The 11,951-nt window shown below is 50.3% G+C and carries 12 protein-coding genes and 2 tRNA genes; 13 read left to right on the forward strand and 1 reads right to left on the reverse strand.

The annotated features are described in order from the left end of the window. The first annotated feature begins 80 nt into the window (after positions 1 to 80). From P157_RS0105160 to P157_RS0105180, 5 genes are all read left to right on the forward strand, one after another. Positions 81 to 992 (forward strand): serine O-acetyltransferase, encoded by a 912-nt coding sequence (locus P157_RS0105160; protein WP_026760060.1) that lies wholly within the window; start codon positions 81 to 83, stop codon positions 990 to 992. A gap of 158 nt (positions 993 to 1,150) precedes the next feature. Then, entirely contained in the window at positions 1,151 to 1,774 is a 624-nt protein-coding gene (gene dhaL, locus P157_RS0105165; protein WP_026760061.1) for a dihydroxyacetone kinase subunit DhaL, read from the forward strand. Positions 1,775 to 1,809: 35 nt separating this feature from the next. Then, positions 1,810 to 3,264, forward strand: coding sequence for a glutamate--tRNA ligase (gltX, locus tag P157_RS0105170; RefSeq protein WP_026760062.1), 1,455 nt, complete (start codon positions 1,810 to 1,812; stop codon positions 3,262 to 3,264). A 40-nt stretch (positions 3,265 to 3,304) separates the two neighbouring features. Next, a tRNA-Glu gene (locus P157_RS0105175) sits at positions 3,305 to 3,379 on the forward strand. A gap of 3 nt (positions 3,380 to 3,382) precedes the next feature. After that, positions 3,383 to 3,457, forward strand: a tRNA-Glu gene (locus P157_RS0105180). 686 nt (positions 3,458 to 4,143) lie between these two features. On the opposite strand, the gene P157_RS0105185 is transcribed toward P157_RS0105180, so the two are convergent. Then, positions 4,144 to 5,097, reverse strand: a complete 954-nt coding sequence (locus tag P157_RS0105185) for an AEC family transporter (RefSeq protein WP_026760063.1) — start codon at positions 5,095 to 5,097, stop codon at positions 4,144 to 4,146. Positions 5,098 to 5,226: 129 nt separating this feature from the next. Here P157_RS0105185 and P157_RS0105190 point away from each other — a divergent pair, with 129 nt between their 5' ends. The 8 genes from P157_RS0105190 (at position 5,227) to P157_RS0105225 (ending at position 11,853) form a co-directional block, all read left to right on the forward strand. Further along, positions 5,227 to 6,171: a class I SAM-dependent methyltransferase gene (locus P157_RS0105190; RefSeq protein ID WP_026760064.1), complete on the forward strand. Its 945-nt coding sequence runs from the start codon at positions 5,227 to 5,229 to the stop codon at positions 6,169 to 6,171. Then, entirely contained in the window at positions 6,164 to 6,856 is a 693-nt protein-coding gene (locus P157_RS0105195; protein WP_026760065.1) for a glycosyltransferase family protein, read from the forward strand. The genes P157_RS0105190 and P157_RS0105195 overlap by 8 nt, the downstream gene beginning before the upstream one ends. Before the next feature lie 117 nt (positions 6,857 to 6,973). Further along, entirely contained in the window at positions 6,974 to 8,692 is a 1,719-nt protein-coding gene (locus P157_RS0105200; RefSeq protein ID WP_026760066.1) for a hypothetical protein, read from the forward strand. A 144-nt stretch (positions 8,693 to 8,836) separates the two neighbouring features. Continuing rightward, on the forward strand, positions 8,837 to 9,127 hold the full coding sequence (locus P157_RS0105205) for a zinc-ribbon domain containing protein (RefSeq protein WP_026760067.1): 291 nt from the start codon (positions 8,837 to 8,839) through the stop codon (positions 9,125 to 9,127). A gap of 130 nt (positions 9,128 to 9,257) precedes the next feature. Further along, entirely contained in the window at positions 9,258 to 10,037 is a 780-nt protein-coding gene (locus P157_RS0105210) for a basic amino acid ABC transporter substrate-binding protein (RefSeq protein WP_026760068.1), read from the forward strand. Positions 10,038 to 10,151: 114 nt separating this feature from the next. Further along, a complete protein-coding gene (locus P157_RS0105215) occupies positions 10,152 to 10,817 on the forward strand; it encodes an amino acid ABC transporter permease (protein WP_026760069.1) in 666 nt (221 codons plus the stop codon). Continuing rightward, positions 10,804 to 11,523, forward strand: a complete 720-nt coding sequence (locus tag P157_RS0105220) for an amino acid ABC transporter ATP-binding protein (RefSeq protein WP_026760070.1) — start codon at positions 10,804 to 10,806, stop codon at positions 11,521 to 11,523. The genes P157_RS0105215 and P157_RS0105220 overlap by 14 nt, the downstream gene beginning before the upstream one ends. Positions 11,524 to 11,652: 129 nt before the next feature. Then, positions 11,653 to 11,853 carry a cold shock domain-containing protein gene (locus tag P157_RS0105225; RefSeq protein ID WP_026760071.1) on the forward strand — a complete coding sequence of 67 codons (201 nt, stop codon included), beginning with the start codon at positions 11,653 to 11,655 and terminating at the stop codon, positions 11,851 to 11,853. Positions 11,854 to 11,951 lie beyond the last annotated feature (98 nt).

Below are 11,951 nucleotides of genomic sequence, written 5' to 3' on the forward strand. Positions count from 1 at the left end.
TAGCAAGATAACAGTGATGGTTTCGGCAGAATTTATTCTGCCGAAACCATCTTCGTGTATTACGTTAGAAGGAGAACTCTATGCAGGACATAATTGGTCAGGATATCAAGAGCATTACGCAGGACATATTAGCCGATTACGATAAAAACCGTCATATCGACAAGCTGGATGTATTCAATCAGCCGGATACCAAGGTCATCTATGAATTGATTGGGGAGCTCACGCGAGTGGCCTATCCCGGTTATGTCAAAGACCCGCATTACCGCATCTATGATATCCGCAACAATTTGTCGATGGTGATTGAGGATATCGCCTTTCGCCTCAACAAGCAGATTGCCATTGCCCTGCGTTATGGCATGAAGCTCGACGAGGAGACACTGGACGCAACCCGGACGGAAGCACAGCGTATTACGCTGGCTTTTTTGCGGCAGATTCCCAAGATTCGCGAATTTTTGGCTACGGATGTGGAGGCGCTCTTTGATGGTGACCCGGCAGCGGAAAGTGCTGATGAAATCATCTTTGCTTATCCCGGCCTCTATGCGGTGACGGTGTTCCGCTTTGCCCATGAGCTCTACAAACTCAACGTGCCAGTGATTCCCCGCATTATGACGGAGCTCGCGCACAGCAAGACGGGCATTGACATCAATCCGGGCGCAACCATCGGCAAATACTTTATGATTGACCATGGCACGGGCATCGTTATCGGTGAGACCACGGAAATCGGTGAGCATGTGAAAATCTATCAGGGCGTTACCTTGGGGGCCCTTTCGACCTCGGGCGGGCGGAAACTCTTCAACAAGAAGCGTCATCCGACCATTGAGGACAATGTGACCATTTACTCCGGGGCATCTATCTTAGGCGGCGATACGGTGATTGGCAAAGGCTCGGTCATCGGCGGCAATGTGTTCCTGACCCATTCGGTTCCGCCGGAAACGAAAGTCAGCGTCAAGAATCAGGAATTGCGCTACAATATGGGAAGCTGTGATTTATAACGTGTTTTTCCTTCATTCCTATATTTCTGTCAATTCACACTTGCGCTTTGAACTGTGCGTGTTATAATGGATAGGTATGTTTTTCCCCATAGACTCATTGTTTCCCCATCAATGAGTTTTTTCGTTTTTTACTTTACTGCAAAGCAAGGAGTTTTGAAATGTCGAGAATTAAAGACGCTTTTGATGCCGTAGCTGCGGCCATCATTGCCCAGAAGGATTATCTGTCGGATATTGATGCCAAGGCCGGTGACGGTGACCATGGCTTCAATATGGCCCGCGGTTTTCGGGCTGCTCAGGAAAAAGTGGACGAGATGGACGATACCAGCCTGCCAGGCCCGGTGCTGATTAAAATCGGCAAGGCGCTGATTCAGAACGTGGGCGGTGCTGCAGGCCCGCTTTACGGTGCAGCTTTCGTCAAGGCTGGTGAGGCATGTGATGAAGAAACCCGCATGAACATCAAGAGTTTTGAAAAACTTTTGGCAGCTGCCATTGAAGCGATTCAGTCCCGTGGCCGTGCCGAACAGGGCGACAAGACCATCTTGGATGCTCTGATTCCCATTCATGACTGCTTCCTGCCGGAAAATGTGGAAGACAAGAATCTCTTTGAGGTTCTGCAGGAAGCCTCCAAAGCCGCTGGTGACGGCGTAAATTACACCAAGGAAATCCCCGCGAAAAAAGGCCGCGCCAGCCTCGTAGGCGAGCGCAGCATCGGCGTGGAAGACCCCGGTGCTGTCAGCACGATGCTGATGTACCGTGCCTTGTATCAGTTCTTGAAACGCTAAGCGTTTTTATTGTAAGTTTTTAGGAGGAAATTTCATTGAGTCAGAAGGTTCGTACCCGTTTTGCTCCGAGCCCTACGGGTTATATGCATATTGGTAATCTGCGCACGGCGCTTTACGGTTATCTCTACGCCAAAGCACAGAAGGGTGATTTTATCCTGCGTATTGAGGATACCGACCGTACGCGTTATGTGGCCGATGCGGTGGATTTCATCAACCGCACGCTCGAAATGGCGCATATTGTGCCGGATGAAGGCCCCGATATCGGCGGTGACTGCGGCCCCTATGTGCAGAGTGAGCGCATGGACATCTACAAGAAGTACGCCGAAGAACTGGTAAAGACCGGTCATGCTTATTACTGTTTCTGCGACCCGGACGAAGACCATTCTGCCGGTGAGTTTGGCGGCTATGACCGCACCTGCCGCGATTTGAATGCTGCAGTAATCGAAGAACATCTGAAAAATGGCGACCCGTATGTCATCCGTCAGAAGATGCCGCTCGATGGTTCGACCACGTTCTTTGATGTGCTCCATGGCAATATCACCATTCCGAACTCCGAATTGGAAGACCAGGTGCTCTTAAAGCGTGATGGCATGCCGACTTATAACTTTGCCAACGTAATCGATGACCATCTGATGGGTATCAGCCATATCATGCGCGGTGCTGAGTTCATCACGTCCACGCCGAAGTACATCCTGCTCTATGAAGCATATGGCTGGGAAGTGCCGACCTTCATTCATCTGGCACCGGTTATGGGTAAGAATGAAGACGGTTCTGTATCCAAGCTGTCCAAGCGTCATGGAGCAACGAGTTTTGACGATTTGGTGAAGCTGGGCTATCTGCCGGAAGCCATCACGAACTATGTGGCACTTCTGGGCTGGAACCCCAAGACCACCAATCAGGAAATCTTCTCCATGGAAGAACTCATTGCGCACTTTGAGCTGGATGGTCTGTCCAAGTCCCCGGCTGTGTTCGACTATGACAAGCTGGGATGGATTAACGGCGAATACTTCAAGGCCATGAGCGACGAAGAATTTGCTAAGCGCGCCCATGACTTTGTGGAGGACCTGCCGGATTATCTCGAAAAGAACTGGCAGATGGTGGCCGCACTCCTGAAGACCCGCGTACAGCGCTTCAGCGATGTCAAAGACGAAATTGACTTCCTCGTGGAGATGCCGGCGTTTGATGCTGACCTCTACAACAACAAGCGCAACAAGGTCAATCCGGAAAAGGCCGCTGAACTCATGCCGAAACTCGTGGAACTCTTGGAAGGTGTAAGCGAAGCAGACTGGCACAATGACAGCCTTTACGCTAAGCTCGAAGAATACATCGCAGCTCAGGAACTCAAGAAGGGCCTCGTGATGTGGGTGCTGCGTATCGGCGTTGCCGGCAAGTCTGTAACGCCGGGCGGCGCTACGGAAATCCTGTCCGTATTGGGCAAGGAAAATTCTCTGGCCCGTCTGCAAAAAAGCCTTGCCAACCTTACGGCGTAGTGCTATAATAGTTTGAGTCAGCAACAGTAGAGTTGCTTTTGGCGCCTTCGTCAAGCGGTTAAGACACTGGCCTCTCACGCCAGGTTCACGGGTTCGAATCCCGTAGGCGTCACCAATCGGCACCTTCGTCAAGCGGTTAAGACACCGGCCTCTCACGCCGGGTTCACGGGTTCGAATCCCGTAGGTGTCACCATATGAAAATACAGGAGCTATGAATTTTCATAGCTCCTTTTTAGTCTAAATTGCAGTTTGTTGGGGCGTTCGTGGTAAAGGTATCTTGTTCATACGTAGTTTGAGGCCAGACGGGGGAGTAATTTTTCTGTTTTCCGCTAAACGACCCCTTCGTAAAGTACAGCTGTCCAGTTATTCGCGCCGGGCAGGCCAACGGCGCTGCTTTCAGTGTATTTGCTTAGCCGGGGACTACATGGGGTCGGCCTTCACTTCGTTCAGGCAGTCGCTCCCTACAGAAAAATCACTCCCCCGTCCGACCCAAGCTACGGCCAATACTATTGCCACGAACTCGTTGCTCCCGTTACAAGAACATCGATGTGCTTGCTGCTTGTTTCCACGAAAATTACGTTTTATAGGGACGTCGCTTAGGGCGGAGGTGGTGATGCTTTTCGCCGTGGAACGACTGTCCGAACGCAGTGAGGACTGGCCCACAAACGGTAGTTACTAAAAATCGAGCTGAACATACGCGCCGCCGGTCTTGCCCGGCGCAGGTAACTAAAAAGTCCATACATTTGCTTGTGGGTCATTTAGTGCAACGGCGAAAAGTATTACCACCTCTGCCCAAACTAAGCTGTAACAAAAATATTTCAGCACGCACTAACATACTGCAGCTTATATGTGTGGATGTTCCTTTTCAATAGTAGCTGCTTAGTGCAAACAGAGGAACAGCAGTGGGAAGATTAGCAGGAGGTAAGCGGCTGTGGTGATGACGAAGGAAGAAACGGTTATATCGTAATTGAGTTTGTAGATTTTGGCGGCTAGCACTGCGTTGATGGCGGTGGGGCAGAAGGTTAGAATGATGAGGGTTCCCCGCAGGATGGGGTCGCTTACTACAAGATAGGTCAAGATGATAAAGAGGGCCGGGGTGATGACGAAGCGCAGCAATGTCAGGGTGCGTACTGTTCGGGCATATTCCCGCACCTTGCCGAAATCGATTAAGAACCCCACTGGCAGCATGGCAATCCAAGCGCCGATGTGGACGAGGCTTTGGAAGATGGTGCCCAGTTCCTGGGGGCGTTCCACGCCGTTGGCATTGAGCAGCAGGCCGGTGGCCATGCCCAAAAGGCTTAACTGGTTGATGGAAAAGAACATTTCCCGGAAACTGTGGCCGGGGCTGGACTTGCGGACTGAGGAAGTATGCTTCAGATAATAGTACTGAGCCATGGGAAACACCACGACGCAGAGCAGAAAATTCTGGGTGGTGCCAATGAGCTGGGAATAGGCGTATCCCTGCTCGTTGTAAAGGATAAAGGCGCAGACCCCGCCCAGGGTGCCAAGATTGGCAAGCATGGCGCTGGCAATAAAGGCGCCTCTGTCCAACAGATTTTCAATGCGCCGGGCAAAGAGGGCATAACCGATAGCTCCGGGCAGCAGTACCAGCATCATGCCAAACAGGGGCACGAGCAGCAGGTTCCAGGACAGGGGGAGTACCCAGAAACTCAGCAAGGAGAGTGTGGTGTACACGCAGATAACGTTGAAGCGGATGACTTTGTTGATGGTATTATCGGAAATCCAATGGCGGTGGTGCATAAAATACCCCATCACCAAGGGCATGATTAAATCCGTTACCACATAGAGAATTCGCAGGGAAGCGCCGTCCAAAAAATCACTCCTTAAATTTATAGCTCAAAATTATAAAGTTATCCTATCACCTTTTGTGCGGACTGTAAATGGCATGGGGGCAGGAAAATATGTTATAATGATAGAATGTAAATTGGGGAGGTGGATGATGTGCCGGAAAAAATCAAGCCGGAATTGTTGCAATTCTTACAACCGGGCGAATTATCCTTAAAGATTCTGGTGGTGGAAAGCCTCTGTTATCTGCCGGATTTACGCCGGATGTTTCCCTGTGCCCAGCTCTATGCGGTGACCGCCGATAGGGATGCCATGCTGGATTATCAGGGACTTTCTGTGGAATTTACGGAGCTTAATTATCTGGACGCACCCCTGCCTTACCCTAAGGAATTTTTTGATTACATCATTTCGGATTTGACTTTGGAACAGGCCGGACATCCCCAGGACATTGCGGCGGGATTTTCCCGCTTTCTCAAGGAGACGGGCAGTTTCCTCACCAGTTTCCGCAATATTCGCCATTGGTCGCAGCTTACGGATTTGCTCGCAGGCCACTACTACAATGTGGTGGCCCGACTCTTTGCCCGGCAGGAATTTGAGCGCTTGCTCTACGCTTCCTATTATAAGATGGTCTTTATGGAACCGCAGAAGCGTCCCGCGGATGAAAAGACGCTGCAGAAACTTTTGGCAGCGGGCTTTGACAATGAAGGGGACGATATCAATACGGAATTCTATCTGGTGCGGGCAGACAGGTCCATGCCGGAAATGGCGCTCTTGAAGTCCATGTACAGTAAAGCGGAACGGCGGCAGCTGTCAATATATTTGCATCGTATCGAATACGGTGTGGAGCCGGAGCAAAACTGCCGGGAGTTTTGGCAGTTCTATCGTAAGACGGGTTTGTTTGCCGATTATACGGCGGCGTTTATCAAGCAGGCGGTATTCCATCCAAAAAAATTTTATCGTGAGCTGTTGGCTAATTCGCCCGCGGAGCGGGATGAAATTGGTCAGATGCTTCAAGGGGCATTGAATAATGCGACCACCGAGGAAGAAGCTGCTTATTTGCAGGAACTTTGGCAGGAATGGCAGGGGATGCAGAATGAATAATCAAGTGGATGAACAAAAGATTGCCTTTATCACCTGTGTCAATAGTGAGGACTGGTACAGCGAGTGCCGTCTCTATTTGGAGAGTCTGCATATACCTGAGGACATGACGGCAGAGTTTATCCCGGTCCGGGGGGCCGCTTCCATGTGTGCAGGGTATAATGCGGGGATGGCCCGCACGGATGCCAAATACAAGGTCTATCTTCATCAGGATACGCTGGTGGTCAATAAAAATCTCGTGGCGGATTTACTGCATATTTTTGCGGATAAAACGGTTGGGGCTGTGGGTGTCATCGGCTGCCGCAGTTTGCCACTTAGCGGGGTATGGTGGGATGGCCTGCGCACCTATGGCCGGGTGCTCCATGCCTGTGAACCGGAAAGTGTTGTGGATTCCCACTGCCGGGAGCCGGAAGGGGAGTATCAGGAAGTGGAAGCCGTGGACGGCCTCTTTATTGCGACCCAGTATGATGTAAAATGGCGGGAGGATATCTTCACCGGCTGGCATCTTTACGATACATCTCTGTGCAAGGAGATGCAGCGGGCGGGTTACAAAGTGGTGGTGCCCAATCAGGAGGCGGACTTCTGGTGCATCCACTGCCCCAAGGAGAAGCCTTTGGCCTATGAGTACAAAGGTTATCAAAAAGCATTTATCCGGGAGTACGGCAAAGAACTCAACCCCGAGGTGTGATAAATCATGTCTGCGCTCTTTTTAGGTCAAATAAAGGATAAGCGGGCAGTAACGTAGAATAAGTAGAAGCGACGGTTTTTAGGGATTTTCGATAAATTTTTGGGAGTTAGTCTGTTTATGGAGCATGAAACGTTAAATTGGCTGAATCTGGCCGATAAGTTTGCGAGTGATGGTGACCCGAAGGGCATGCGGGCCTGCGCACGGGAACTTTGGAATATTGATGCGGAGAGCATGGACGGGGCAGCGGTAATGGCTGAAGCGGCCCTTTATACCGGCGACCACGAGGAAGCCCATGCGCTCTTGGATGAAATCCTGCGCAAGAAGCCCCAGCATCTGCGGGGGCGTTTGGTGGCAGCAGGTCTTGCTGCTGTGGAATTCCGTCTCGACGAGGAAATTCCGGAACTGAATAAACTGGTCAATGAACTGGAACGGAAACTCTGGGCGCTGACTCCTGATGAACCCTATTACAAAATCGTCATTTACCTGTTACAAAAAGCCAGAGCCTGGCTGGCGGATGCTTATTATTTGGCTGCTGAGCCGGATAAGGCGGCGGCCTTGATGCTGGCCCATAGCAAAAATGGGGCTTCGGATGAGGAGAAGGCCTTATCTTACAGCAAGTTTCTCTTCATGCGCAATTATCGGGAACTGGGCGCATTGGAGGGTAAGGAACTGGCAGAAAAATACGGCCCCATGTTGAATGTCACGCCCTATCTTCATGATAATGCGCAGAAACTTCCCGGCAAGAAACTCCGTATCGGTTATCTTTCGCCGGATTTCCGTCAGCATGCGGTGGCCAATTTCGTTGCGCCGCTGCTCAAGAATTTCGATGGCAGCCGGTTCAGTGTCTATGCTTATTCCACGGGGCAGAGGGATGAGGTAACGAAGCGGCTGATGGCTTCGCCGGTGACCTGGCGGGATTTGCGCGGACGCAGCCCCAGGACGGCGGCGCGGCTCATTGCCGAAGACCAGATTGATATTCTGGTGGATTTATCCGGTCACAGCAACAACAACTGCCTGCCCATTATGGCCTTGCGCCCTGCACCGGTGCAGGTGGCAGGTATCGGCTATATGAATACCACGGGGCTTTCTACCATTGATTACTTCCTGTCGGATGAAGTCTGTCTGCCTGCCGGTGAACAGGCAGCTCAGGGCTTTACGGAAAAAATCCTGCGTCTGCCGCATTCCCATCTTTGCTATGTGCCGGGTGCGGTGCGGGAAATTCCACCAGCGGGCACAGAAGCGCCCTGCCTTAAAAATGGTTTCGTGACTTTTGGCTCGTTTAATAATTTAGCGAAGGTCACGGATGAAACCTTACTCTTATGGCGGGGAATTCTGGATCAGGTGCATAGCTCCAAGCTGGTGCTGAAGGGCAAGATTTGCAGCATTGATTCTGGCCGGGCTATCCTGCGGGACAGACTGAAGCGGCTGAGCTTTGATTTGGCCCGGGTGGAGATGCGGCCTTACAGCCCTGATTATATGGAACAGTACCGGGATATTGATATTGCGCTGGATACTATGCCCTATAATGGGGGACTGACCACCTGCGAAGCTCTGTTCATGGGCGTGCCGGTCGTGAGCATCCGCGGGCGCCGCCATGGTTCCCGTTTTGGGGCTTCTATTCTGGTGAATGCCGGGGTTAAAGAGCTTGTGGTAGAAAATGACATCAATTATGTGCGCCGAGCCGTGCAGCTGGGCAACAGTCCGGAACTTATCGGTGCATATCACTCGGGACTCAGGGCAAATCTCTTGAAATCTCCGCTGATGGATGTCAAAAATTATATGCGCGAGCTTGAAAGTGGATATTGTGCGATATGGCAAAATTTTTGCACAATATAAAAAACACTTGCATTTTTGAACTAAACAATATATAATAATAGGCATGGACGTTCTTTTTCTCGGCGTAATCTACGGAAAAACTAGGGGACTCAGGGATACAGGGACATCTAAATATTATTTCTTTTTAGGTAAGGGGATTATCGTATGGCTTTTGAAGACAAAACACTGGTATGCAAAGAATGTGGGAAGGAATTTACGTTCACCGCTGGTGAGCAGGAATTCTACGCTGAGAAGGGGTTTGAAAACGAACCGGCACGTTGCCGCGATTGCCGTGACAAACGTCGTCGCAGTCGTGATGGCGGTGAAGCCCGTCAGATGTTCAAGGTAGTTTGCGCTGAATGTGGCAAGGAAACGGAAGTTCCGTTCGAACCGAAGAACGATCGTCCGGTATACTGCCGTGACTGCTTTAACAAAAAAAGAGGCGAAGCAATGTAATCATTAACACTTGCAGTTTTTCTGTAGTGTGTTATACTTACATTGTGCGTGACGAGTGGAGTTTGAGCGAAACGCTCAAACTCCACTTTTGTTACATTGTAAAAATTTAATTTGAGAGTGGGGTTATTCTATGAAGATGAAAAAAGTGTTATCCCTCCTGGCAGCAGGTGCATTTGCTGTCTTTGCTATGGCGGGCTGCGGCAATAGCGGTGCTCCTGCCGCTGATAAGCAGGCCAAGGTTCTGAAGGTTGGTTCCTCCATTGACTTCCCGCCGTTTGAATTCCAGGATGAAACCCAGAAGGAATATCAGGGCTTTGATATGGACCTCATCCGTGCCATCGGCAAGGAAATGGGCCGTGAAGTGGAAATTCAGAATCTGGGCTTTGATGGCCTGATTCCGGCTCTGCAGGGCAAGAGCATCGATGTGGCTATCTCCGGTATGACCATCAACGATGAACGCAAGGCAAATGTTCTGTTCTCTGACCCGTATTATCAGTCCGGTCTGACCATGGTGGTTCGTCAGGACGAAGAAGCCATCAAGAAGTTCTCTGACCTCAAGGGCAAGAAGGTAGCTGTGCAGATTGGTACCACCAGTGCTGCAGAAGTTAAGAAGCTCGAAGGCGTGACGGTTACGGAACTCAACACTCCGGCTGACTGCTTCATGGAACTCAAGGCCAAAGGCGTGGATGCCGTCGTAAATGACCGTCCGGTAAATGATTACTTCATCACCAAGAATGCCGCACAGGGCGTCAAGGTGCTGGACGAAAAACTGACGGCTGAAGATTACGGCATTGCCATCAATAAGGACAATGCAGAACTGCAGAAGGAAATTAACGCTGCGTTCAAGAAGCTCAAAGAAAACGGCGAATACGACAAGATTTTCGCAAAATGGTTCGGCGAGAAAAAATAATAGTTTTTCCCATAGCCTTCCCTTTCGGGAAGGCTATTTTACAGGTTGACACTCTTAAAATATTGCTCTATAATTATACATGATTTATGAATAAATATAAGCAGGGTGAAAGATATGGATTTTAATTTTGACTTGGTTGTACAGTCCTTTCCCTTGCTCCTGTTGGGAGCGGGGATAACCATCAAGATAACGGCACTGTCTGTGGCCGTGGGTATTATTATCGGTCTCTTTATGGGCATTGCCCGCATTGGCCGTATCCGGATTTTCCGCTGGATTGCGGCGGTGTATGTGGATTTCTTCCGAGGGACGCCGCTGCTCGTACAGATTTTCCTCGTATACTTCGCTCTGCCCTTGATGACAGGACAGAGAAGTGACCCCTATGTGGCAGCCATCAGCGCCTGCGGTTTGAACTCTGGCGCTTATGTGGCGGAGATTTTCCGCTCGGGGATTCAGTCCATTGACAAGGGGCAGATGGAAGCGGGACGTTCGCTGGGTATGACCTGGGTGCAGACCATGCGTTACATCGTTGTGCCGCAGGCCTTTAAGCGGGTTATTCCCCAGTTGGGCAATGAGTTTATCGCCCTCCTCAAAGATTCTTCGCTGGTATCGGTTATCGGCTTTGAGGAACTGACCCGCCGCGGCCAGCTCATCATTGCCAAGACCTATGCGTCGGTGGAAATCTGGACTTGTGTAGCCATCATTTACCTGATTATGACGCTGACTATTTCCCGCTTTGTGGCATTCTTGGAGTGGAGGTTTGCAAAAGATGATCGTCATTGAAAATTTACATAAGGCCTTTGGCAAGGTGGAAGTCCTCAAAGGTGTCAATCTCCATATCAAACCAAAGGAAGTCGTGGCGCTTATCGGCCCGTCCGGTTCCGGCAAGAGCACCTTGCTGCGCTGCATGAACTATCTGGAAGAACCCACCAGCGGCAAGGTGACGGTGGACGGCACACCGCTCGACGGGGAAACCAACATCAATAAAGTCCGGGAAGAAGTCGGCATGGTGTTCCAGCGTTTCAATCTGTTCCCGCATATGACGGCACTGGAAAATATTATGCTGGCGCCCATGAAGGTCAAAAAAATCAGCCAGGCTGAGGCGAAGAAGAAAGCCGAGGAACTATTGGCACGGGTCGGCTTGGCAGATAAAGCCAATAATTATCCCAGTCAGCTTTCCGGCGGTCAGCAGCAGCGTGTGGCCATTGCCCGCGCATTGGCTATGGAACCCAAGGTCATGCTCTTTGATGAACCGACTTCAGCTCTTGACCCGGAAATGGTCGGCGAGGTTCTGGATGTTATGCGTTCTCTGGCCAAGGAAGGCATGACCATGGCCATTGTGACGCACGAAATGGGCTTTGCCCGGGAAGTGGCCGACCGGGTTCTCTTCATTGACGGTGGCGGCATCTTAGAACAGGGTACACCGGAAGAACTCTTTGCACATCCTCAGCAGGAACGTACCAAGAGTTTCCTCTCCAAAGTGTTGTAAAAGTGTAAAAGGGTAAAACTGTATACACATATAAGAAAAGATTGACAATTCAATAACTAACAATTATAATTGTTATTGGGTCGTCAAAGAATTGTAGGCGACAGGTTTTAAGCAACAGGAGGAATCTCAATGGTTGGTAAAGTTAAATGGTTCAGCGCTGAAAAAGGTTATGGCTTCATTGCCCGCGAGGATGGGGACGATGTATTCGTACATTTTTCCGCTATCAATGACGAAGGCTTCAAGACTCTGAACGAAGGTCAGGAAGTTGAATTTGACATCGTGGAAGGTGCCCGCGGTCCGCAGGCTTCCAATGTCAGCAAAACGGCATAATTAATTTTATAGCGAATTAAGCCTTCCCAAACGGGAGGGCTTTTTTATATTTTCTTTACAATAAAAGAAGGGTTTTGCATACAAGCGGCGAATACTGT

Origin of the sequence: Selenomonas ruminantium AC2024, from assembly GCF_000687995.1 — a bacterium.
GTDB classification, from domain to species: Bacteria; Bacillota; Negativicutes; order Selenomonadales; family Selenomonadaceae; genus Selenomonas_A; species Selenomonas_A ruminantium_B.